The sequence below is a fragment of the Pseudomonas uvaldensis genome (genome assembly GCF_021271205.1).
In the GTDB taxonomy this organism is placed as follows: Bacteria; Pseudomonadota; Gammaproteobacteria; order Pseudomonadales; family Pseudomonadaceae; genus Aquipseudomonas; species Aquipseudomonas uvaldensis.
In genome coordinates, this window is record NZ_JAIWKS010000001.1 from 660151 (window position 1) to 681693 (window position 21543).

23 protein-coding genes and 2 pseudogenes are annotated in these 21543 nt (G+C 60.8%); 11 read left to right on the forward strand and 14 right to left on the reverse strand.

Translation table 11 applies throughout. From position 1 onward, the window contains the following. Positions 1–90 precede the first annotated feature (90 nt). From LCU97_RS03030 to LCU97_RS03040, 3 genes are all read left to right on the forward strand, one after another. Positions 91–1167 (forward strand): DUF748 domain-containing protein, encoded by a 1077-nt coding sequence (locus tag LCU97_RS03030; RefSeq protein ID WP_232775507.1) that lies wholly within the window; start codon positions 91–93, stop codon positions 1165–1167. Positions 1168–1325: 158 nt separating this feature from the next. Next, positions 1326–2171, forward strand: coding sequence for an AAA family ATPase (locus tag LCU97_RS03035; protein ID WP_053155966.1), 846 nt, complete (start codon positions 1326–1328; stop codon positions 2169–2171). 36 nt (positions 2172–2207) lie between these two features. After that, entirely contained in the window at positions 2208–3386 is a 1179-nt protein-coding gene (locus LCU97_RS03040) for a vWA domain-containing protein (protein ID WP_232775508.1), read from the forward strand. Between the two features lie 105 nt (positions 3387–3491). Here the strand turns inward: LCU97_RS03040 and LCU97_RS03045 are convergent, their stop codons facing one another. The 7 genes from LCU97_RS03045 to LCU97_RS03075 form a co-directional block, all read right to left on the reverse strand. Further along, a complete protein-coding gene (locus LCU97_RS03045; protein WP_232775509.1) occupies positions 3492–4412 on the reverse strand; it encodes a 5-oxoprolinase subunit C family protein in 921 nt (306 codons plus the stop codon). Beyond that, positions 4409–5113 carry a 5-oxoprolinase subunit PxpB gene (gene pxpB, locus LCU97_RS03050; RefSeq protein ID WP_232775510.1) on the reverse strand — a complete coding sequence of 235 codons (705 nt, stop codon included), beginning with the start codon at positions 5111–5113 and terminating at the stop codon, positions 4409–4411. The genes LCU97_RS03045 and pxpB overlap by 4 nt, the downstream gene beginning before the upstream one ends. Continuing rightward, on the reverse strand, positions 5110–5862 hold the full coding sequence (locus LCU97_RS03055) for a 5-oxoprolinase subunit PxpA (RefSeq protein WP_232775511.1): 753 nt from the start codon (positions 5860–5862) through the stop codon (positions 5110–5112). The genes pxpB and LCU97_RS03055 overlap by 4 nt, the downstream gene beginning before the upstream one ends. A gap of 51 nt (positions 5863–5913) precedes the next feature. Beyond that, the gene (locus LCU97_RS03060) at positions 5914–7200 is read right to left on the reverse strand and encodes an MFS transporter (protein ID WP_053155807.1); all 1287 of its coding nucleotides are present in this window, start codon (positions 7198–7200) and stop codon (positions 5914–5916) included. Positions 7201–7513: 313 nt separating this feature from the next. Next, positions 7514–8056 (reverse strand): DUF2937 family protein, encoded by a 543-nt coding sequence (locus LCU97_RS03065; protein WP_053155810.1) that lies wholly within the window; start codon positions 8054–8056, stop codon positions 7514–7516. A 12-nt stretch (positions 8057–8068) separates the two neighbouring features. Next, complete coding sequence (locus LCU97_RS03070; RefSeq protein ID WP_232775512.1) at positions 8069–8845, reverse strand: class II glutamine amidotransferase; 777 nt, start codon at positions 8843–8845, stop codon at positions 8069–8071. A gap of 30 nt (positions 8846–8875) precedes the next feature. Next, positions 8876–9373 carry a hypothetical protein gene (locus LCU97_RS03075; protein ID WP_053155816.1) on the reverse strand — a complete coding sequence of 166 codons (498 nt, stop codon included), beginning with the start codon at positions 9371–9373 and terminating at the stop codon, positions 8876–8878. 156 nt (positions 9374–9529) lie between these two features. Between LCU97_RS03075 and LCU97_RS03080 the strand changes: the two genes are divergently transcribed. Both LCU97_RS03080 and LCU97_RS03085 read left to right on the forward strand, forming a co-directional pair. After that, the gene (locus LCU97_RS03080) at positions 9530–11584 is read left to right on the forward strand and encodes a S9 family peptidase (RefSeq protein ID WP_232775513.1); all 2055 of its coding nucleotides are present in this window, start codon (positions 9530–9532) and stop codon (positions 11582–11584) included. 141 nt (positions 11585–11725) lie between these two features. Beyond that, the gene (locus tag LCU97_RS03085; protein WP_053155823.1) at positions 11726–12199 is read left to right on the forward strand and encodes a cyclic nucleotide-binding domain-containing protein; all 474 of its coding nucleotides are present in this window, start codon (positions 11726–11728) and stop codon (positions 12197–12199) included. Positions 12200–12346: 147 nt separating this feature from the next. On the opposite strand, the gene LCU97_RS03090 is transcribed toward LCU97_RS03085, so the two are convergent. After that, positions 12347–12634 (reverse strand): hypothetical protein, encoded by a 288-nt coding sequence (locus LCU97_RS03090; protein ID WP_082339870.1) that lies wholly within the window; start codon positions 12632–12634, stop codon positions 12347–12349. A 74-nt stretch (positions 12635–12708) separates the two neighbouring features. On the opposite strand from LCU97_RS03090, the gene LCU97_RS03095 reads away from it, so the two are divergent. The 4 genes from LCU97_RS03095 (at position 12709) to LCU97_RS03110 (ending at position 14911) form a co-directional block, all read left to right on the forward strand. Then, positions 12709–13395 carry a spermine/spermidine synthase domain-containing protein gene (locus LCU97_RS03095; RefSeq protein ID WP_053155829.1) on the forward strand — a complete coding sequence of 229 codons (687 nt, stop codon included), beginning with the start codon at positions 12709–12711 and terminating at the stop codon, positions 13393–13395. A 48-nt stretch (positions 13396–13443) separates the two neighbouring features. Next, a complete protein-coding gene (locus LCU97_RS03100; RefSeq protein ID WP_053155832.1) occupies positions 13444–13818 on the forward strand; it encodes a YajD family HNH nuclease in 375 nt (124 codons plus the stop codon). A gap of 167 nt (positions 13819–13985) precedes the next feature. Then, a complete protein-coding gene (locus LCU97_RS03105) occupies positions 13986–14456 on the forward strand; it encodes an RNA methyltransferase (protein WP_030141187.1) in 471 nt (156 codons plus the stop codon). Positions 14457–14533: 77 nt separating this feature from the next. Beyond that, positions 14534–14911, forward strand: a complete 378-nt coding sequence (locus LCU97_RS03110) for a YgaP family membrane protein (RefSeq protein WP_053155834.1) — start codon at positions 14534–14536, stop codon at positions 14909–14911. A gap of 72 nt (positions 14912–14983) precedes the next feature. On the opposite strand, the pseudogene LCU97_RS03115 reads toward LCU97_RS03110, so the two are convergent. Beyond that, a pseudogene (locus tag LCU97_RS03115) lies at positions 14984–15193 on the reverse strand (hypothetical protein); the annotation flags it as partial. 29 nt (positions 15194–15222) lie between these two features. Continuing rightward, positions 15223–15672: a YcgN family cysteine cluster protein gene (locus tag LCU97_RS03120; protein WP_232775514.1), complete on the reverse strand. Its 450-nt coding sequence runs from the start codon at positions 15670–15672 to the stop codon at positions 15223–15225. Positions 15673–15833: 161 nt separating this feature from the next. On the opposite strand from LCU97_RS03120, the gene LCU97_RS03125 reads away from it, so the two are divergent. Beyond that, the gene (locus LCU97_RS03125; protein ID WP_053155840.1) at positions 15834–16427 is read left to right on the forward strand and encodes a nitroreductase family protein; all 594 of its coding nucleotides are present in this window, start codon (positions 15834–15836) and stop codon (positions 16425–16427) included. A gap of 125 nt (positions 16428–16552) precedes the next feature. Here the strand turns inward: LCU97_RS03125 and LCU97_RS03130 are convergent, their stop codons facing one another. The 4 genes from LCU97_RS03130 to LCU97_RS03145 all read right to left on the reverse strand — a co-directional run bounded on the left by LCU97_RS03130 (position 16553) and on the right by LCU97_RS03145 (position 20883). Continuing rightward, entirely contained in the window at positions 16553–17485 is a 933-nt protein-coding gene (locus tag LCU97_RS03130; protein ID WP_053155843.1) for a D-2-hydroxyacid dehydrogenase, read from the reverse strand. Positions 17486–17608: 123 nt separating this feature from the next. Continuing rightward, a complete protein-coding gene (locus LCU97_RS03135; RefSeq protein WP_053155846.1) occupies positions 17609–17902 on the reverse strand; it encodes a YcgL domain-containing protein in 294 nt (97 codons plus the stop codon). Beyond that, a complete protein-coding gene (gene rnd / locus LCU97_RS03140; RefSeq protein ID WP_053155849.1) occupies positions 17899–19032 on the reverse strand; it encodes a ribonuclease D in 1134 nt (377 codons plus the stop codon). The genes LCU97_RS03135 and rnd overlap by 4 nt, the downstream gene beginning before the upstream one ends. Before the next feature lie 201 nt (positions 19033–19233). Further along, the gene (locus LCU97_RS03145) at positions 19234–20883 is read right to left on the reverse strand and encodes a phosphoethanolamine transferase (RefSeq protein ID WP_232775515.1); all 1650 of its coding nucleotides are present in this window, start codon (positions 20881–20883) and stop codon (positions 19234–19236) included. Between the two features lie 340 nt (positions 20884–21223). Between LCU97_RS03145 and LCU97_RS03150 the strand changes: the two are divergent. Then, positions 21224–21511: pseudogene (locus tag LCU97_RS03150) on the forward strand (LysR family transcriptional regulator); the annotation flags it as partial. Between the last annotated feature and the right edge of the window lie 32 nt (positions 21512–21543).

Genomic DNA, 21543 nt, shown 5'->3' on the forward strand with positions numbered 1-21543 from the left:
GGTGGGCGTCCAGTTGCACCGAACGTCCAAGTGTTACAACAGTCAATGGTTTTGGGGTGTTCTGGAGAAACATGCTGGAGACTCAATGACATGAAACGTCGATACAGTTGGCCACTGTGGACCCTGGCCGCCATCGTCGCGCTGCTGGTGGCCTTGCATCTGGCCCTGCCTTATCTGGTACGGGACTACCTCAACGAGCGGCTGGCCGACATGGGCGATTACCGCGGGCAGATCACGGATGTGGACCTGGCACTCTGGCGCGGGGCCTATCGGATCAACGGGCTGAAAATCGTCAAGGTCGATGGCAAGGTTCCGGTGCCGTTCGTCGATGCGCCGCTGATCGATTTGTCCGTGAGCTGGCATTCATTGTGGTACGACCATGCGGTGGTGGCCGAAGTGACGTTCGCCCATCCGGAGGTGAACTTCGTCGACGGTGGCGGCAACCGGCAGAACTCCCAGACGGGCCGGGGCACCGACTGGCGCGAACAACTGAGCAAACTGCTGCCCATCACCCTCAATGAAGTCCGCATTAATGACGGTAAGGTCACGTTCCGCAATTTCAACTCCAAACCACCGGTCAATCTGCGGGCCACCAACGTCGATGCCAGTATTTACAACCTGACCAATGTGGTCGACACCGAAGGCAAGCGCGACGCCCGATTCGAAGGCAAGGCGTTGGTGGCCGAACATGCTCCGCTGGAGGTACAGGCCACGTTCGACCCGTTGAGCAATTTCGAGGATTTCGATTTCCGCCTGCGGGCCAGGAACATCGAACTCAAGCGCCTGAATGATTTTGCCGCGGCCTACGGCAAATTCGACTTCAACGCGGGCCACGGCGACCTGGTGATCGAGGCGGAGGCCAACAACGCCAGGCTCAGTGGCTACATCAAGCCATTGCTTCGTGACGTGGATGTTTTCGATTGGCAGCAGGATGTGGAGAACGAGAAAAAGAACATCTTCCGCTCAATCTGGGAAGCACTGGTCGGCACCGGCGAGACGGCGCTCAAGAACCAGCGCAAGAACCAGTTCGCCACCCGCGTAGAGCTCAGCGGCAATGTGCATCAACAGGACATCAGCGCTTTCGAAGCCTTCCTGCAGATACTGCGCAACGGTTTCGTCCAGGCGTTCAATGCCCGATATGAACAACCGGCCCCCTCAACGGATTAGGGTTGATGCCAAGACTGAGTCAACATGTGACGCTCCATTCAGAGACTGAATACGGCGTCTGCGTTCACAGTCGGCGGGACGTCGCGTTATAGTCGGGCATGGCATTTTATTACGCGCCCCGCCTCGTCCAGGCCGGCGTCACCGTCGAGGAATTGCAGATGAAGTTCGAAGGCACCAGCGCCTATGTCGCCACCGATGACCTGAAACTGGCCGTCAACGCCGCCATCACCCTGGAGCGGCCGTTGCTGGTCAAGGGCGAACCGGGCACTGGCAAGACCATGCTGGCCGAGCAACTGGCGCAGTCCTTCGGCGCGCGCCTGATTACCTGGCATATCAAATCCACCACCAAGGCCCACCAGGGCTTGTATGAGTACGATGCGGTCAGCCGCTTGCGGGACTCGCAACTGGGTGTGGACAAGGTCCATGACGTGCGCAACTACCTGAAGAAGGGCAAGCTCTGGGAGGCGTTCGAGTCCGAGGAACGGGTGATCCTGCTGATCGACGAGATCGACAAGGCCGACATCGAGTTCCCCAACGACCTGCTGCAAGAACTCGACAAGATGGAGTTCTACGTCTACGAGACCGATGAAACCATCAAGGCCAAGCAGCGCCCGATCATCATCATTACCTCCAACAACGAAAAAGAGCTGCCGGACGCCTTCCTGCGCCGCTGCTTCTTCCATTACATCGCCTTCCCCGATCGCGCCACGCTGCAGAAAATCGTCGACGTGCACTACCCGGACATCAAGAAGGACCTGGTCAGCGAAGCGCTGGACGTGTTCTTCGACGTGCGCAAGGTGCCGGGCTTGAAGAAGAAACCTTCCACCTCCGAACTGGTGGACTGGCTCAAGCTGTTGATGGCCGACAACATCGGCGAAGCGGTCCTGCGCGAGCGCGATCCGACCAAGGCGATCCCGCCTTTGGCCGGTGCCCTGGTCAAGAACGAGCAGGACGTGCAACTGCTCGAGCGCCTGGCGTTCATGAGCCGTCGCGGCACTCGCTGAAACCCTCGTCGTTTAACAAGAGCGAGGGCGATTGCCATGCTGCTCAACCTGTTCAATGAAATGCGCGCGGCCAAGGTGCCCGTGTCGGTGCGCGAACTGCTGGACCTGATCAACGCACTGAAACAGCGGGTGATCTTCGCTGACATGGACGAGTTTTATTACTTGGCCCGGGCAATCCTGGTGAAGGATGAGCGACATTTCGACAAGTTCGACCGGGCGTTCGCCGCCTACTTCAATGGCCTGGAGAAACTCGACGATCACCTTCAGGCACTGATCCCCGAAGACTGGTTGCGCAAGGAATTCGAGCGCTCGCTGACCGACGAAGAGCGTGCACAGATTCAGACCCTGGGCGGCCTCGACAAGCTGATCGAAGAATTCAAGAAGCGTCTGGAGGAACAGAAGGAGCGCCATGCCGGCGGCAACAAATGGATCGGCACTGGCGGCACCAGCCCGTTTGGCTCCGGCGGCTTCAACCCCGAAGGTATCCGCGTCGGTGACGCTGGCAAGCGCCAGGGCAAGGCGGTCAAAGTCTGGGACCAGCGCGAGTACAAAAACCTCGACGACCAGGTGGAACTGGGCACTCGCAATATCAAGATCGCCCTGCGCCGCCTGCGCAAGTTCGCCCGCCAGGGGGCGGCCGAAGAGCTGGACATCGACGGCACCATCGACCACACCGCTCGGGACGCCGGCCTGTTGAACATCCAGATGCGCCCGGAACGGCGCAACTCCGTCAAGTTGCTGCTGCTGTTCGACATCGGCGGCTCGATGGATGCCCACGTAAGAATCTGCGAAGAGCTGTTCTCGGCCTGCAAGACCGAGTTCAAGCATCTGGAATACTTCTACTTCCACAACTTCATCTACGAGTCGGTCTGGAAGAACAACCTGCGTCGCACCTCGGAACGCACTTCGACCCTGGATTTGCTGCATAAATACGGTCCCGACTACAAAGTGATCTTCATCGGTGACGCCGCCATGGCGCCTTATGAAATCACCCAGGCCGGTGGCAGCGTCGAACACTGGAATGAAGAAGCCGGTTATGTGTGGATGCAGCGCTTCATGGAGACGTACAAGAAACTCATCTGGATCAATCCTTACCCCAAGGACACCTGGGGCTATACCGCTTCGACCAATATCGTGCGGGAGTTGGTGGAGGACCGGATGTATCCGCTGACGTTGCGGGGGCTGGAGGAAGGGATGCGGTTTCTGTCCAAGTAGTTTTTTGGGCGTCTGATCTGGCCTCATCGCGAGCAGGCCCGCTCCCACACTGGATCTATGTCGTCTACAAGATCCAATGTGGGAGCGGGCTTGCTCGCGAAGCTCCTAGCTACCTTGAAGACTGCGCAAATACTGGACCTGCTGCCAATGCGCAACCTCCTGCACCACCGGCCGCAACCGCACCTGCGCCCCCGGCAGGCATTGTGCCAGGCGCACCAGGGACAGCGGCGTCAAAGCCCCCAGGCGTGGATAACCGCCAATGGTTTGCCGGTCGTTGAGCAGCACGATCGGCTGACCGTCCGGCGGCACCTGCACGGCGCCCAGGGGAATGCCTTCGGAAATCATCGCGCTACCCTGATATTCCAACGGCGTGCCCAACAACCGGATACCCATGCGGTCGGCGCGGCTGTCCAGTGTCCAGGCCGTATTGAACGCATCGAACAGACTCCGTCCACTGAATGCGCCATTTTGCGCCCCCAGGATCAGATCCAGCGGCGCCTGCTGCTGGAAATCCGGAATCCGTGAGTGCGGCATGGGTCGGCACGTCGCCAAGCCGCAATAACTCAGCTGCTCGCCGCGGTCCAGCGCCCGCCCCTGTCCGTCCAGGCCACCGAGTTCTTCCCTCACCACCGTCGCCCGACTGCCGAGCACCGCAGGCGCATCGAACCCGCCGGGGGCCGCCAGATAGGCCCTGGCTCCGAGCACCGGTTGGGTCAGCGACAGCACCTGTCCCCTGCGCAGGCTGAAAAATCGCCACGATGCGACCGGCTGGCCATCGATCCGCGCCCCCAGGTCTGCCCCCGCCAGCGCCAATACGCAATCCTCTTCGGCCACCACCGTGAAGCCGCCGAGGGTAATCTCCACGACTGCGGCGTCCAGCGCATTGCCCAGCATCCAGTTGGCCCAACTCATCGACAACCAATCCGCCGCGCCGCCCTGGGTCACGCCCAGATGCCTCACCCCGAAACGGCCGGCATCCTGCAACAGGCACAGAGGGGTGCTGGCCTCGATCAACAGACGGCTCATGACTGGGCCTCCAGCGGTGTGTCATCCCCTCCCAGGGCGATGAATTCGGCGTGGTCCACAGGTGAGAAACGCACCGTGTCGCCAGGTTGCATCAGGCTGTAGCCATCACGCCCACGGTCAAACAGTCGGGCCGGCGTGCGGCCGATCAGGTTCCAGCCGCCGGGCGATACCACCGGGTAAGCAGCGGTCTGGCGCTCGGCGATCCCGACACTGCCCGCCGCCACCCGCTTGCGTGGCGTATCGAGGCGTGGCGCGGCCAGCACTTCGTCCACCAGCCCCATAAAAGCGAACCCGGGTGCAAAACCCAGGGCGAACACCTGATACTCACGGTCGCTATGGGTACGGATCACCTGGTCCACGGTCAGGCCGCTGCGTTGGGACAGCAGCGCCAGCTCCGGCCCGACACTGAGGTCGTACCACACCGGCAGTACATGCCGCTGGCCGACGGTCCGATCGTCGGGCGACAAGTTATTCAGCGCCTCGTCGATCAGTTCCTTCGCCTCGGCCGGGCTCAGTGCCAGCAGGTCGTAATGCACCATCAGCGTCGTGTAGGACGGCACCAGGTCGATCAGGCGCTCGGCGAACACCGCCCTCAGGCGCTCACCGGCGGCGAGCATCCAGGGCATGTTGGCCTCGGCGATTTCATCGAACAGGCGCACCATCAGGCAGTCCACCGCCACCACTTCCACACGTGGCTTCATGGTGCACTCTGCCGGTCCAGAGCCTCGCGGATGCGCCGTACGGCAGCCACTGAACTGGCGTTGTCACCGTGCACGCACAATGTGTTGGCATTCAGGATCAACTCGCTTCCGTCACTGGCGGTCAGCGCACCGCCACGGGCAATGGTCAGGGCCTGGGCGATGATGACCTCGGCCTCGTGATGCACAGCCCCTGGCAATTGCCGCGAAACCAGATGCCCAGCGCTGTCATAGGCACGGTCGGCGAAGGCTTCGAACCATAAGGTCAGGCCGTATTCATCCCCCAGGGCCTGGGCGATGCTGTTGTCCCGGGTCGCCATCAGCATCAGCGGCAGTTCCCGGTCATAGGCGGCGACCGCCTGGATCACGGTGCGCAGCTGCGCCGGATTGGCCATCATGTCGTTGTACATCGCGCCGTGAGGCTTGACGTAGCTGACCCGACCGCCCTGGGCCCGGCAAATACCGTCGAGGGCACCGATCTGGTAATGCAGCAGGTCCTGCAGTTCCCGGGCGGTATAGGCCATGGAGCGTCGGCCGAACCCCACCAGATCCTGATAGGCCGGGTGCGCGCCGATCCGCACACCATGGCTCAGGGCCAGACTGACGGTCTTGCGCATGGTGCTCGGATCGCCAGCATGGAAACCGCAGGCGATGTTGGCGCAGTCGATGAAGGGCATCACCTCGGCGTCCAGGCCCATGGTCCAACTGCCGAAGCTTTCGCCGATGTCGCAATTCAATAGCAGGCGGTTCACGTGAACGCTCCTGTAGATTTAAGCAGGGGCCTGTGCCCCACAGATTAACCGTTACTCGGCTTCCAGCTGCTTGCCTTGGGTTTCCGGCAGGCTCAGGGCCGCCAGTATCACCACGCCGTAGGACACCGCCGCGAACGCACCGATGCCGACGCTCAGTGGCACTTTCTGGCTCAGCAGGCCGATCAACAGTGGGAACAATGCCGCCAACGCACGGCCGATGTTGTAGCAAAAACCCTGGCCCGAGCCCCTGATGCGCGTAGGAAACAGCTCCGTCAGGAACGAACCCATGCCGCTGAACATACCGGAAGCGAAGAATCCCAGGGGAAAGCCCAGCCAGAGCATCACATCATTGCTCACCGGCATCTGGGTATACAGCAACACGATGGTGAACGAGCCGATGGCGTAGAGGACGAAGTTCTTCTTGCGCCCCAGGATGTCCGACAGGTACGCGCTGATGACATAGCCGACGTAGGAACCGACGATCACCATCGCCAGGTACCCGCCGGTGCTCAGGACGCTCAAGCCGCGTTCATTCTTGAGAAACGTCGGTAGCCAGGAAGTGATGGCGTAATAGCCCCCCAAGGCGCCAGTGGTCAACAGCGAAGCGCGAACGGTGGTAAACAGGATGCCAGGGGCGAAAATCTCGTAGAATTTCGCAGAATTGCTGGACGCTTCACGGGCCTTGGTCTGGTTATAGATTTCCGGATCCTTGACCAGCCGACGAACAAAAATCACGAACACCGCCGGGACGATGCCGAGGATGAACAAGGCACGCCAGGCATCCTCAGGCGGCAACACCGAAAACAGCAGCGCATACAGAATCGCTGTCATGCCCCAGCCCAGCGCCCAACCCGACTGCACCATGCCTACCGCCTTGCCGCGGTCCTTGGCCCGGATCACCTCCCCCATCAATACCGCGCCGGCCGTCCATTCGCCGCCGAAGCCGAAGCCCATCAGCGTACGGGCGATCAGCAATTGTTCATAGCTCTGGGCGAATCCACACAGGAAGGTGAAGAAGGCGAACCACAGCACCGTCAGTTGCAGGGTGCGCACCCGACCGATACGGTCCGACAGAATGCCCGCCACCCAGCCGCCAATGGCTGAGGCAATCAGGGTACTGGTGTGGATCAGCCCGGCCTGACCGGTGGTGATACCCCACATCGCGATCAGGGTCGGCACCACGAAACTGAGCATCTGTGTATCCATGCCGTCCAGGGCGTAGCCGATCTTGCAGCTCCAGAATGTGCGGCGCTCCTGCTGGTTGATGTCGCGATACCAGTCGAACGGGCCGGACCGGGCCTGGGGTTTGGGGACGCCGAGGGTGTCGGGTGCACTCATGGTGGTTCTCCACGGTTTTATTGTTATCGGGCCTCGACGATGCAAAGCGCAGAGACCGGTTGCCCCGATTCTTGAGCGCGCGCGCCGTCGCGTCCAACGAATAAATCCCCGGCCGGGTCATAAGAAAAATTTGATTGGGTGCCGAAGATGGCTCAGGCAAAGCCCCCATGTGACAAGGGAACTTACTGTGGGAGCAAAGCTTGCTCGCGAAACAGGCGCCTCGGTTCCTGACAAACCGCGTGGCATTCATCGCGGGCAAGCCTTGCTCCCACAAATTCCCCGAGCCGCGGGAAACCGGTTTAAACAGGTTGAGTCAGAGCCCGCGCAGGTCGCGCTCTTCGATCGGCCGGCTCTGGCGCAGGCGCCTGCCGCCCAGCACCACCCAGTCGATCAGGCGGAACAGGCATTCCAGGCCGAACGACAGCAGCATGGCCCCGCCGATGCCCCAGATCATGGCCTCTGGGGTCAGCAGGATCTGGTAGCTGTAACCGTTCCAGGTTTCCTTACGGATATCCGGATCAGCGGCCAGCGCCACTTGCAGCAAACGGATGTACCACGGCCCTTGCATCGCCTGGAATTGCTTGTCCAACGCCTGCTGGCGCACCAGCAAGGTGTTCAGGCTGTCGGCATCACTACGGAAGATCGGGTCTTCGCTGGCACGGTAATGGGCCACCAGCGCCTGCATGTCGCCTTTGAAAAACTGGTTGGCGGTGTCCTGGAAGCCGCGCAAGCCGGTCTGCGCCTCGATCAGGTGCGCCTCGACCCGCTTGGCGTAATCGTTGACGAAACCCGGTACCTGCACGCCCACCAGCAGGCCCACCGCAAACAACACAAGCCGTAGATAACTGAGCAACATAACGTGACGTCCTTATTCGGTGCGGCCCTGGCTGACGCATTCGCCGCGTCGCCACAGGCTCCATTGGCCCGGTTCGTAGCGGGTCCAGGTTTCGTTTTCGGTCAGAGGCTCGGTGGCGATCACCGTGACCACATCGTCGGGCGTGGTTTCGGCCTGGAAATCCACGATCACGTCCACGTCCTTGAGCCGCGCCGGGCCAAACGGCGCACGACGGGTGATCTGGACCAGTTTGGTCGAGCAATAGCAGAACAGCCAGTCGCCATCGCTGAGCAGGCAATTGAATACGCCCTTGCTGCGGTATTCGGCGCAAGCCTGAATAAGTGACGGCAGCAACAGTTCCACCTCCACCGGTTCCGGAAAAGCCTCGCGCACGCGGTTGAGCAGATCGCAGAACGCCGCTTCGCTATCGGTATCGCCCACCGGACGATAGAAGCGGGTTGGAGGCTGGAAGTCGGCAAGCTGGCCGTTATGGGCGAAACACCAGTTGCGGCCCCACAATTCGCGCACGAACGGATGGGTGTTGGACAGGCAGACCTTGCCGACATTGGCCTGGCGGATATGCCCGATCACCACTTCGCTCTTGATCGGATAACGCTGCACCAGGTTCGCCACTTCCGACTCGCTGCTGGCCGCCGGGTCCTGGAAAAGGCGCAGGCCACGGCCCTCATAAAACGCGATGCCCCAGCCGTCCCGGTGCGGGCCGGTCCTGCCACCGCGCTGCATCAGCCCGGTGAAGCTGAACACGATGTCGGTCGGCACATTGGCACTCATGCCCAATAACTCACACATGTTCGAACTCTCGCTTGAAGGCAGGCCTGGTTACAGACGCGGTTCGATACGCGAACGCTGGGGGTTGCTCGGCACCGGCGGCCGACCGTAACGGTCGTCGCCGGCCACGCCGAAGGGCAGCTCATCCTGCGTGTCATCGACGGCGGCAGCGGCTTTCGCGGCAGCGTCCCGCTCCTTGCGGGCGTTGGCTGCACGCTCGATGGGCAAGCGGATCAGCACGACGATCAGGTAAAGGCCCAAGGCGATCATGCCGTACATGAATAGATCGGACACCGCCCGCCAGGCGTTGTTGCCGACCTTGAACAAAACGTCCAGGGCAACGATGGCCAAGGCCGGAGCAACCTTTGCCTTCACCGGGTCGACAATGGTGGGGCTGAACAGCAACACGGCCATCAGCAGCCGCAGCGGCTCGCGCAACCAACGCCACATCCAGCGCGTCATGCGCATCCATACCAGCAGGCAGCCCAGCGCAGCGAAGGCGTAGAGGCCCCAGGCAATCAGATAGTCATTCTCGGTCATGGTGTCCATGGCAAGGCAGGCAAATAGACGCTTATAGTAACGGCTTTTCGCTCTTCAAGCTGCCCCGGCGTCTGCCCGGTGACCTTTGTGGACAGTGCGACCGACCGACAGAACTAATCGCAACGTCCGCTTGTCCTTTTTTCGTACAACGTTCGAGAGTCCTTCATGCCCTTATCCGCCCCCGTTTCCAACGCCCCGATGGCCCGCAGGGATATCGGTGTCGATCCGTACGCCTGGCTGCAGGAGCGCGATGCCGAGGCCGTGCTCGATTACCTCAAGGCTGAAAACAGCTACCAGGAGGCGCAACTCGCCGACCAGGCCGAACTGCGCGAAACCCTGTTCCAGGAAATCAAGGGCCGGATCCTCGAGACCGACCTGTCCCTGCCCTCTCCCTGGGGCCCGTATTTGTATTACACCCGTACCACGGCCGGTGACGAATACCCGCGCCACTACCGTTGCCCACGTCCTACCGACGACAGCCTGACGGTGGACGAGAGCCGCGAGCAATTGCTGCTGGACCCGAACGAACTGGCCGGTGGTGGGTTCTTTTCCCTGGGGGCGTTCAGCATCAGCCCCGATCATCAGCGCCTGGCCTACAGCCAGGACACCTCGGGCGATGAAATCTACACCCTGTTCGTGAAGGAATTGTCCAACGGCAAGGTCAGCGAACTGTCTTTCGAAAATTGCGATGGCAGCATGACCTGGGCCAATGACAGCCTGACGCTGTTTTTCGGCGAGCTGGACGACACCCATCGCCCTCACAAGCTCTGGCGCTATCGGCTCGATGGCACCGCCGCCGAGCAAGTGTTCCATGAACCGGACGGACGCTTTTTCCTGCATTGCTACCGCTCCAGCTCCGAACGCCAGCTGATTTTGTCCCTGGGCAGCAAGACCACCAGTGAAGTCTGGGTACTCGACGCGACGCAACCCCAGCAGCCGTTCTCCTGCCTGGCGCCCCGGGCGGAAAATCATGAATACGACGTCGACCACGGCCTGCTCGATGGACAATGGACGTGGTTTATCCGCAGCAACCGCGACGGCATCAACTTCGCCCTGTACCAGGCACCCGACACCGGCGTGGCGCCGGTCGAAGCCGACTGGCAGAACCTGATCCCACACAGCGACACGGTGATGATCGACGGTCTGAGCCTGAACGCGGGCGCCATGACCCTGAGCTTGCGCGAAGGTGGCCTGCCCATCATTGAAGTTCACCCACAGGGTCTGCCCGCGTATCGGGTGCAGTTACCCGACGCGGCCTACAGCCTGCATGTGCAGAACAGCCTGGAATTCTCCAGCGACCGCATCCGCCTGCGCTATGAAGCCTTGAACCGTCCGGCGCAGATTCGCCAGTTGGACCTGGCCAGCGGCGAGCAGGTCGTACTCAAGCAAACCCCGGTGCTGGGCCCGTTCGACGCCGATGCCTACGTCAGCCAACGGCTCTGGGCGACGGCCCCGGACGGCACGCAAGTGCCCATCAGCCTGGTGATCAAGCGCGAAGCCCTCGGCCAGCCGGTGCCGCTGTACTTGTATGGCTACGGCGCCTATGGCCACAGCCTCGACCCGTGGTTTTCCCATGCACGGCTGAGCCTGCTCGACCGGGGCGTGGCGTTTGCCATTGCCCACGTACGCGGAGGCGGCGAGCTGGGAGAAGCCTGGTATCGCGCCGGCAAGCAAGAGCACAAGCACAACACCTTCAGCGACTTTATCGCATGTGCCGAACACCTGATCGACAACGGTCTGACCACCGCCGACCAGTTGGCAATCAGTGGCGGCAGCGCCGGTGGCCTGCTGATCGGCGCGGTGCTCAACCAACGCCCGGAATTGTTCAGGGTCGCCATCGCCGAAGTGCCGTTCGTCGATGTGCTCAACACAATGCTCGACCCGGATTTGCCATTGACCGTCACCGAATACGACGAATGGGGCAACCCCGAGGATCCTCAGGTCTATGATCGGATCAAGGCCTACGCCCCGTACGAAAACGTCAGCGCCCAGGCTTATCCGGCACTGTTGGTCATCGCCGGATACAACGACAGCCGTGTGCAATATTGGGAAGCAGCCAAGTGGGTGGCGAAATTGCGGGCAACCAAAACCGACGACAATCCGTTGCTGCTCAAGACCGAACTGGGCGCAGGCCACGGTGGAATGAGCGGACGCTACCAGGGGTTGCGTGACGTAGCGCTCGAATATGCGTTTGTGTTGAAGATTCTGAAGCGGGTTTGAGGAACTCTGGATAAAGGCCGGGTCATAGGGAACGACACGGCCTGTATAGGGGGGAGCGGGTTTGCTCGCTCCCCCAATGGAGGATCTTGCATCCAGGCCTGCCCGCAACCGCAACAGACACAAGAAAAAGACCGTGACGACATGCCAGAACCCACCTTACTGAACAACGAAATTCGCGACTGGTTGATGGACTGCGGTCTGTTCGACCCGTTGCTGCCTGTCGACTTTGCCGCAGCGTCGGGCTACTTCAGCATCAGCGCCATCGCCCAGGGCGAAGCGATTTTCCACGAGGGCGATGCCGGCAGCTTCATGTGCATCATCCACACCGGCCAGGTGGCCGTGCAGAAAACCGGCCCCGACGGCCAACCCGTGACCATCGCCACCCTGCGCAGCGGCCGGGCATTCGGCGAAATGGCTGTGCTGGACGGCGAACGGCGCTCGGCCACGTGCATCGCGGCCAGCGATTGCCAATTGCTGAACCTGGGCAAGGACTCCCTGGAAAAAATGATCAACGATGCTCCCAAGGTGGCCGCAAAAATCATCCGCGCCCTCGCTGTATCCCTGTCCAAGCGCCTGCGCATGGCGGATGGGCAGTTGCTGTCGCAACAGGTTTAACAGCCGCACCGCAGCCTCTGTGCATACCGCAGCCCCTGTGGGAGCTAGCCTGCTCGCGATAGCGCTGGGTCAATTGACATCGATGCTGGAGGGGCCGCCGCAATCGCGAGCAAGCTTTGCTCCCACAGGGTTTGCATCCACCTTGCTTCATCCGCCGGGGGGCTTGGACTTCGGCGCTATCGGCTCCATCCCCGGTATCGGCTGATCCTTGGGCGGCCTTGGCATTTCGATCGGTGGCAGTAAGGGTGGTCCGGCGCTTCCGGGCCCGGCCTTGGGCACACCGCTGGGGGTGATGGGTGGATAAGGCATGGGGGTAGCGGTGCCGGGCGAACCGGGGATGCTCGGTGGGCTCACTGGAATCGTCGGCTGCTGGGCCTGCGCGTCACTTATCGAGAGCGCCGCCAAGGCAATGGCCGTTACAATGATGCACTTCATCAATGGCTCCGTGGCTACTGTCACCTTCAAGGCTAGTCCCAACTGCGCCGATCCGCCCTTCTCATGAGACTTCCATGAAACGTTTCGTTCTGCTCGATACCACGCCCATTCCCGACAACGGCGGCGCCCTGTGCCTGTTCGAATACGGTGAAGACTTCGTCATCAAGATCCAGGGCGGTGACGGCGGGCAGTTGATGAACACGCGCATGCACGGTTCCGAAGATGCCCTGGCCGAGATCCCCTGCCGCAAGGTCGCCGGCCGTCCGGGCTCGCGCGTGTTGATCGGCGGCCTCGGCATGGGCTTCACCCTCGCCTCGGCCCTCAAGCATCTGGGCAAGAACGCTGAGGTGGTGGTGGCCGAGCTGGTACCCGGCGTGGTGGAGTGGAATCGTGGCCCCCTCGGTGAAAAGGCCGGCAGGCCCCTGTCGGACCCGCGCACCGTGATCCGTATGGAAGATGTCGCCAAGGTACTCCAGAGCGACCCCCAGGGTTTTGACGCGGTCATGCTGGACGTCGACAACGGCCCCGAAGGCCTGACCCAGAAAGCCAATAGTTGGCTGTACTCGGCCGCTGGCCTGGCCGCCTGCGCCAGGGCCCTGCGGCCCAAGGGGGTGTTGGCGGTCTGGTCGGCCAGTGCCGATCGACAGTTTTCGGACAAGCTGAAAAAAGCCGGTTTCAAAGCCGAAGAGGTGCAAGTGTTCGCTCATGGCAACAAAGGCACCCGTCACACCATCTGGATTGCCGAGAAGCTCAAGGGCTGAGCTAAACTTCGTTCAACCGTCATCAGTCTTTATCTACAAGGTGAACCCATGAGTTCGTCAACGCCACCGTCCAACACCTCCAAGCTGGACCGGATCCTCGCCGACGCCCAACGCGACCGGGAGATGGGCTATCGCGACAAGGCCCTGAAAATGTATCCCCACGTGTGTGGGCGCTGTGCCCGTGAGTTCTCCGGCAAGCGCCTGAGCGAACTGACCGTCCACCATCGCGACCACAACCACGACAACAACCCGCAGGACGGTTCCAACTGGGAACTGCTGTGCCTGTATTGCCACGACAATGAACATTCGCGCTACACCGACCAGCAATATTTCGGCGACGGCTCCCTGAGCACGCCGAAAATCGCCAAGGCGACGCACAACCCGTTTGCAGCGCTGGCTGGGTTGATGAAGAAGGACGAATAATTTCGCGCCCCCTCCTCGCGAGCAGGCTCGCTCCCACAAGGGAACGCACTCCAATGTGGGAGCGAGCCTGCTCGCGATGGCGATACAACAGGCACCGCCAATCTCGAAACTGACCTGCCTTACCCATTCCCCGTATAATCGCGCCTTTTCCCAAAGGCACTCCGCCCGTGGCCAACAAACGCTACAGCTGCATCGGTCTGTTCAACCCCAAGTCACCGGAAAACGTCGGTTCGGTCATGCGTGCCGCCGGCTGCTACGGCGTGGCGTCGGTGTTCTACACCGGCAAGCGCTATGAACGCGCCGCCGATTTCGTCACCGACACCAAGAAAGTCCACTACGACATCCCGCTGATCGGCATTGACGATTTGAAAAAAATCCTGCCCCTGGGCTGCGTGCCGGTGGCCGTGGAGTTGGTGGAGGGCGCCCGTCCCCTGCCTGAATACACTCACCCGGACCGGGCGCTGTATATCTTCGGTCCCGAAGACGGCTCGCTGGATAAGGACATCCGCGACTGGTGCGAAGACGTGATCTACATCCCCACCAACGGCTGCATGAACCTGGCCGCCACCGTCAACGTCGTGCTGTATGACCGCATGGCCAAAGGCAACAACACTCGCTCGGGCCCGCAATTCCGCTGACCGGTGTGAAATTCCATTGAACGACGGATTCTCTCTGGCAGTCAGTTTTATACACATTCCCACACTGGAGACAGACCATGAGCGATAACAATCCGTTCGAGCCGATCGAGACCACCCCTTTCCAGTCCCACCCAGTGCAGAACGTACACGGCTGGGAGCGTGCTGGCTCGCTGGCCGGCGGTGTGCTGATGATGGGCAAGGGCTTGCGTCGTGGCGGCATCATCGGTCTGGCTCAACTGGCCATCGGCGGCATGGCGCTGGCGCGGGGTATTACCGGGCATTGCTCGGCAAAGACCCTTTTGGAGAAAAATCGTCAGAACCTGCGCAATGCTCGGGCAAGAATCGAGCAGGCCGGTGATGAACTGACTCGCATGAAGGCCAACGCCGAAGCGGCGACTGGCACGGCTACGGTGACGGGAAATGATTCACTGGTTTCGCCGAAAGCCGGGCTCTGACGGTTTGCGTTTGGCTGATGACCTCATCGCGAGCCGGCTCGCTCCCCATGGGGCGGTGTTGACACATTATCTGTGTTCGACTCGGTCAGTGTGGGGGAGCGACCGGCGAGCATCCAGCCCGCCGGCCGGTCGCCAGAGGCCCCGGACGGCTTTACCTGGCGTCAGCCGCCATTGGCCGTCCGCCTTGAAATCACTGTAGCGGCTGCCATCGCCAAGGTCGAAATCCAGGCTGCGCACCGCCGAACCCCGTGCCAGTGTCCGTCTCAATCCTGCCGACATGGATGCTCCCCGGTGATGCAACGCCCGGCGGTTCAGCCGGCGCGGAAAATCAGATGGTCTTCCCAGTCTTCCTCGGCCACGCTGCCTTCGGCCAACATGCGCCCGGACTGGGAAATGCGTTCATGATGCACGGCGTCGCGGTCGCCGCAAACCAGGTGATGCCACAACGGCAGGTCCTTGCCCTCGCTGACCAGGCGATAACCGCAGGTCGGCGGCAGCCACTTGAATTCATCGGCCTTGCCCGGCGTGAGTTGAATGCAATCAGGAACAAATTCACGGCGGTTGGGGTAGTTGGTGCACTGGCAGGTTTTCAGATCCAGCAGCTTGCAGGCGATACGCGTGTAGTAGACGCTGTTATCGTCTTCGTCTTCGAGCTTTTGCAGGCAGCACAGGCCACAGCCATCGCACAGCGATTCCCATTCCTGCGCATCGAGCTGATCGAGGGTCTTGCGTATCCAGAAGGGTTCGACTTTGGCGGCCATGGTTCGAGCATCGACATCGGGTGGTGAAAAGGCCGACAGTCTAGTGCCGGGGCCTCGCCAGGCCAAGCATTGGCGACTGTCGGTAGGCCGGGGCTTGTCAGGCCGTGCGTCGGGAAGTAGGTTTCGTCATTCCCCTTCCCGAACCCCGTCAGGTAACACCCATGAGCGCCAATCCTCGCATTGCCGATTACGCCATCCATCCTCAATTCATCGAGCGCTGGTCCCCCCGCGCCTTTACCGGCGAGCCGATCGCCGAAGAAACCCTGCTGGGCTTTTTCGAGGCGGCACGTTGGGCGCCGTCGGCCTATAACTCGCAACCGTGGCGCTTCCTTTATGCACGTCGCGACACACCGAACTGGGAGCGTTTCCTGGGCCTGCTCAATGAATTCAACCGTGGCTGGGCCCAGCATGCCTCGGCGCTGGTAATCGTTGCGTCAAAAACCACCTTTGCCGTCCCGGGCGCCAGCGAAGAAACTCCGGCGTTGTGCCACACCTTCGACACGGGCGCAGCCTGGGGCCACCTGGCGCTGCAAGCCAGCCTCAGCGGCTGGCACACCCACGGCATGGCCGGCTTCGACCACGAACTGACCCGCCAGGAATTGAAGATTCCCGAAGGCTACGCGCTGCACGCAGCGGTGGCGATCGGCAAGCTGGGGGACAAATCCACCCTGGCCGAATACCTCCAGGCCCGCGAGACGCCAAGCCCGCGCCGACCGTTGAACGAACTGGTGGCCGAAGGCGATTTCACCCTGTAATCCTGTACAAAGCAAAAATGTGGAAGCGGGCTTGCTCGCGAATGCGGTGTGTCAGACAAGTGAATATCGACTGATACACCGCTTTCGCGAGCAAGCCCGCTCCCACAAGTTTGAATCACAGTGGTTCAATACCCCCGGGCGAAATCCACTTCCCCACGCAGGGCTTCGCCCGCCTGATAAGCCCGCAGGTTCTCCAGAAATAACTGCGCCATCATCGGTGGCGATGTCGGAGCCGAACTGTGGCCGGTCAAGAGCAGGCCCCAGGCCGTCCAGAACGGGTGACGCTGCGGCAGGGGTTCCTGGCGGCAAACGTCGATCACCGCACCGGCCAGATGCCCCTCCTTCAAGGCATGCACCAGGTCCGCATCCACCACGGCCACCCCGCGTCCGGCATTGATGAACAGTGCGGTAGGCTTGAATCGCTTGAACAGCGCCGCGTCATACACATCATGGGTCTGGGGCGTGTTGGGCAGCAGGTTGATGACATAGTCCACCTCGCCCACCAGGCGCGGCAGGTCCTTCATCGTGCCGACTTCGACAAAAGGCGCCAACTCCCGAGCCTCGCTGGCAATGCCATAGAGGTGCACGCCAAACGGTACGAGGAACTTTGCCACGCACTGGCCGATATCACCGGTCCCGACGATCAACACCTTGCGACCTGCCAGGCCCTGTCCCTGCCGATGGTCCCACTTGCGCTCCACCTGGCTGACCAGACGCGCCAGCACCTCGCGTTCGTGGCCGAGCATATAGGTCAGCACGTACTCAGCCATCAGCTGGCCGAAGATGCCCACGGCGCGGGTCAGGCGGTAGTCCCGGGTCAGGCCCTCGGCCAGCAACGGCGTAATGCCTGCCCAGGTTGACTGCAGCCAGCGGGGTCGATGGCCCTGGCGCAGCAGAGTCGCCAGCAGATCGGGTTGGCCGAGCCAGACCGGGCAGTCGGTGGCCAGGCGCGACAGTTCGGCGGAGTCGCCGCTGGTCAGGACTTCGATATCGGATGCAGCCTGGCGCAGCAGCTGGGCGTACACCGCATGGTCGTGTTCGGCAATCAGAACGCGCATGAATCAAACCTTTCAAAAACAGTGCAAACGACCGCCGACAGAGTGTCGCGCCATCCATGCGGCGAACGTCAAAAAAATCCAATGTGTTTCAAGAGGCCCCAGGACGGGCACCTCAGGAGCGCGTCAGACCGGATCGTTGCGTCGCAGCAGCTCTTCGGGCAGATGTTCGATGTACTCGTCTTCAGCCGGTGGCATCTGCAGGTGATACCCCTGGGTATCGAGGTTTTCCAGCACCTTGTTGATGTCCTCCCGGGACAACTGCCGCTCGGGACTCAGCACCAGATCGAACACGTGGGTCGCTTTGCCGAAGGCAGCCAGCAAGGGCTCCGGTACTCGCGCCAGCGCATCGCTCTTGAGCACATACAGGTACATCTCGTTCTTCTTCGAGCTGCGGTAGATGGAGCAGATTCGTTTCAAGGCTGTTCTCCGGCAGTGGCCAGGCTGTCCAGCAGCGCCTGGCCCATCAATTCGCGGCGCCAGCCACGCAGCGAATCGGGTAATTGGTAAGGCCCCTCGGGGAAGCCGCTCTTGATCAGCGCTTCGAGGGTTTTCTTGCGCAGCATCAGCTCAGGGGCAATTCCCAGCCGTTCGGCTTCAGCCTGCCCCAGCGCCCGCAGACGCTTGACCAGGGCCGAGGCCTCGATCGGCAACGGCTCCGGTACGGCCGGCGGCCACTGCTCGGGCGGCACACTGGCGGCACGTTGGATGAGGTCCAACAGGAATTCGCCATCCTGGCGCACGGTACGCGGATGCATGTCTTCGATTTTTGCCAGCGCACCGAGGTTATCCGGCTGCGTACGGGCCAGGGGCCACAGCGAATGTTCGCGAATGATGCGATTGCGCGGCAGATCCCGAGCCCGCGCTTCCCGCTCACGCCAGGCACACAGCTCGCGCAGCACGGCCAATTGCGCCCGGGACAGTTTCCAGGCCAGCTTGGCTTCGCGATAGACCTCGTAGGGATCGACTTCGCGGCGCAGGTTGGCAACCAGCTCGGCGCCGTCCTCCAGGACCCAGGCGTACTTCTCGTCGGATAGCCTTGGGCGTAGTTGTACGAAAACTTCCGCCAAGTGCACGGCATCTTCAGCCGCGTAGCTGATCTGCGTCTCGGACAGTGGTCGCTGTAACCAATCGGAACGGGTCTCCCCCTTGGGCAATTCGATGCCCAGTACGTCCTGCACCAGCCGCGAATACCCCATGGAAAAGCCCAGGTTCAGATAGGCGGCCGCCAGTTGGGTATCGAACAACGGCGCGGGCAGGCTGCCCGTCAGGCGCAGCAGCACTTCAAGGTCTTCGCTGCAGGCATGCAACACCTTGAGCACTGCCGGGCTTTCCAGCAATGCCGCCAGGGGCTGCCAGTTATCGATGGTCAAGGGATCGATCAGGTAGGCACGCGTGCCATCGCCGATCTGCAGAAGGCCGGCGATAGGGTAAAAGGTGTCGACCCGCATGAATTCGGTGTCAAGAGCGACGAAGGGCAACTGTTGCCATTCGGCGCAAAACCGATCGAGGCTATCGTTGTCGCGAATCCAGTGAATATCGATGGCCACACGGCTCTCCCTTGAAGAATGGCGCGCAGTATATATCGCCGTCAGCGATTGCGAGCATCCATAGAGCAAGAGCCTGAGAGAAATCGCCTTCGCAATGGCAAGAATAGTCCTACATTCGGATTTATCGCACGACAGGTGATGCCGCGCGTGGCTCGCAGGATCAGTTTGATGAAGAGCAGAACGATCCTGCGAGAAATAATGTTATTGGCGAGCCAGCACACCGTCGATCACGGCGCCGCGACAGTTGGCGAACATGTCCAGGTCCGGGTTGTAGACCTGACTGTTGACTTCCAGCAACCCGAGCATCGAGTGGAACAGGTTGTCCTGGGTCAGAGGCTTGTCCCGACTCAGTTGCAGGCAGTGGGTGTCGACCGAAAAGGATTTCTGATAGTTGTCGGAGAACCAGGCAAGCATCGCCACGTGCTTCTGCTGCTCCGGGGCCAGCATGTAGGGCGTGCCATGAAGAAACAGGTTGTATTCGCCCAGAGACTCGCCATGGTCCGACAGATACAGCATTGCCGTGTCGACTTTATCCTGATTGGCCCGCAGCAGATCGATCAGGGTCGATAGCACATGATCGGTGTACACCAGCGTGTTGTCGTAGCCGTTGACGATGCTTTCACGACTGCAATTGTTCAACGCGTTGCTTTCGCATACCGGGGTGAAATGCTCGTACTCCTTGGGGTAGCGCTTGAAGTATTCCGGTCCATGGCTACCCATCTGGTGCAATACCAGCACCGTGTCCTTGTCCAGGGTGTCGATGAAATGCTGCAGCCCCTGCAACAGGATCTCGTCGCGACATTCACTGTTGGCACACAGGTCCGGGTCCTTGAGATTGCTCACGTCCTGCACGGTAACCCGGTCGCAGGTGCCCTTGCAGCCAGACTGGTTGTCCCGCCAGATGACTTCCAGGCCGGCACGCTTGAGAACGTCCAGCAAACCCTCTTCGTTCCTGGCCTTGCTGGCGTCATAGCCCTTGCGTCCCATGTTGGAAAACATGCACGGCACTGACACGGCGGTTTCGGTACCGCAGGAATGCACATCGGTGAAGGCGATCAGGCCCGCCTCATGGTTCAGTTTCGGCGTGGTGTCGCGGTTATAGCCAAGGATGCCGAAGTTCTCGGCGCGGGCGCTTTCACCCACCACCAGTACCGTCAGGGATTTGCGGGCGTGGGTTTGCCAGGCCGGGTTACGACTCGCATCCTCCCCCAGCTTGATGAACGGCTGTTCGGCGGAAGCGACCTGCTCGTGCAAGTACCCGAACGCCGCGCCGATGTAGTTGCTTGGCACGAGCATCAGGCGCAACTCGTGATGATTGCGAAACAACGACGACAGCCCCTGATAGTTGGCCAGGGCAACCACACCGATGATCGCCGCCGACGCCACGCCGACGATCAACTTGCTTAACAACTCTCTGGGCCACCGGCGATATTCGACAGGTGTCTTCAACAATAACCAGGACGGCACTACGCCCAGCAGCCCCAAGTAGGCAAACAACTTAAATGACAATAGATCGCGAACTTCCGTAGCGTTGGTTTCCGCGAAGTTGCGAAACATGCCAGCATCCATCAGCACGCCGTATTGGGCCATGAAATAGGTGACACCGGCGCTGATTAAAAACAGCGATACCAGCAAGGGCTTGAGCAGTGGACGGAACGCCACGAAGGTCAGCACGAGGTTGAAAGCCCCGAGAATCATCGCGCCGAATGCCAGGCATACCAGCACACCCCGACCATCGGCCGCCGTGATGGTCAGCAGGTGTTCCCACAAAACAATATTGAAGGCAACTAACAAGAAGGCACTGGCGATCAGCGTCACCCACTCGGGGCGCACGGCTTTAATAGGCAGCATGATGATTGACGGTTTCCTGAAAGTTGCTTTTCGAAAATAATTTCCGGAATAAAGTGTGAAAAACTCGTTTTCACGGCAACCTGAACTTTAGGTAAGCCACCATCAATTTTTCGTGAAAAAGTTGCTACTAAATTATTTTTTAAGCGATACACCCCAGGCACTTGGTCGACAACCGAACCAGGTCCCGGCCGCTATCGTGCCTGTCGTATTCCCTACATTATCTGTCCCGTTCCCGACCGTGAAACCGCCTGCGCGGCATTCACTTGGGACCATCGTTCCGTTAGGATCACCGATCTGGTTTGCGCAAGATCCGCGCAAGGAGCACAGCGAGAAGCAATGGATGCTGAACAGTAACGCCCTCAGAAAGCTCGATATGCAGGACCTCATGGTGTTCAGCGCCGTGTACGAGCAAAGCAGTGTCACCGGTGTGTCCGAAGCACTCTGTGTCAGTCAATCAACCGTCAGCTACTGCCTGAAGAAACTGCGGACCTGTTTCAAGGACGAACTGTTCGTCAATACCCGCACCGGCATGCGTCCTACCTATAAAGCTGTAGGCATGTACGACCATGTGCGCACCATCCTGCACAGCATCAATTCGTGTCACGCCGGTACAAGCGTCTCGCAGCCAGACAGTCTGGCTGAGACAACAGATGATCCAGG

What these genes read in the sequence shown, in the direction of transcription:
- LCU97_RS03125 (WP_053155840.1), top strand. Translation starts at nt 15,834, where the DNA reads ATGAGCGCCAATCCTCGCATTGCCGATTACGCCATCCATCCTCAATTC.
- LCU97_RS03130 (WP_053155843.1), bottom strand. Translation starts at nt 17,485, where the DNA reads ATGCGCGTTCTGATTGCCGAACACGACCATGCGGTGTACGCCCAGCTG.
- LCU97_RS03100 (WP_053155832.1), top strand. Translation starts at nt 13,444, where the DNA reads ATGAGTTCGTCAACGCCACCGTCCAACACCTCCAAGCTGGACCGGATC.
- LCU97_RS03145 (WP_232775515.1), bottom strand. Translation starts at nt 20,883, where the DNA reads ATGCTGCCTATTAAAGCCGTGCGCCCCGAGTGGGTGACGCTGATCGCC.
- LCU97_RS03095 (WP_053155829.1), top strand. Translation starts at nt 12,709, where the DNA reads ATGAAACGTTTCGTTCTGCTCGATACCACGCCCATTCCCGACAACGGC.
- LCU97_RS03120 (WP_232775514.1), bottom strand. Translation starts at nt 15,672, where the DNA reads ATGGCCGCCAAAGTCGAACCCTTCTGGATACGCAAGACCCTCGATCAG.
- LCU97_RS03045 (WP_232775509.1), bottom strand. Translation starts at nt 4,412, where the DNA reads ATGAGCCGTCTGTTGATCGAGGCCAGCACCCCTCTGTGCCTGTTGCAG.
- LCU97_RS03090 (WP_082339870.1), bottom strand. Translation starts at nt 12,634, where the DNA reads ATGAAGTGCATCATTGTAACGGCCATTGCCTTGGCGGCGCTCTCGATA.
- LCU97_RS03080 (WP_232775513.1), top strand. Translation starts at nt 9,530, where the DNA reads ATGCCCTTATCCGCCCCCGTTTCCAACGCCCCGATGGCCCGCAGGGAT.
- LCU97_RS03110 (WP_053155834.1), top strand. Translation starts at nt 14,534, where the DNA reads ATGAGCGATAACAATCCGTTCGAGCCGATCGAGACCACCCCTTTCCAG.
- pxpB (WP_232775510.1), bottom strand. Translation starts at nt 5,113, where the DNA reads ATGAAGCCACGTGTGGAAGTGGTGGCGGTGGACTGCCTGATGGTGCGC.
- LCU97_RS03035 (WP_053155966.1), top strand. Translation starts at nt 1,326, where the DNA reads ATGAAGTTCGAAGGCACCAGCGCCTATGTCGCCACCGATGACCTGAAA.
- LCU97_RS03030 (WP_232775507.1), top strand. Translation starts at nt 91, where the DNA reads ATGAAACGTCGATACAGTTGGCCACTGTGGACCCTGGCCGCCATCGTC.
- LCU97_RS03060 (WP_053155807.1), bottom strand. Translation starts at nt 7,200, where the DNA reads ATGAGTGCACCCGACACCCTCGGCGTCCCCAAACCCCAGGCCCGGTCC.
- LCU97_RS03065 (WP_053155810.1), bottom strand. Translation starts at nt 8,056, where the DNA reads ATGTTGCTCAGTTATCTACGGCTTGTGTTGTTTGCGGTGGGCCTGCTG.
- LCU97_RS03075 (WP_053155816.1), bottom strand. Translation starts at nt 9,373, where the DNA reads ATGGACACCATGACCGAGAATGACTATCTGATTGCCTGGGGCCTCTAC.
- LCU97_RS03085 (WP_053155823.1), top strand. Translation starts at nt 11,726, where the DNA reads ATGCCAGAACCCACCTTACTGAACAACGAAATTCGCGACTGGTTGATG.
- LCU97_RS03040 (WP_232775508.1), top strand. Translation starts at nt 2,208, where the DNA reads ATGCTGCTCAACCTGTTCAATGAAATGCGCGCGGCCAAGGTGCCCGTG.
- LCU97_RS03070 (WP_232775512.1), bottom strand. Translation starts at nt 8,845, where the DNA reads ATGTGTGAGTTATTGGGCATGAGTGCCAATGTGCCGACCGACATCGTG.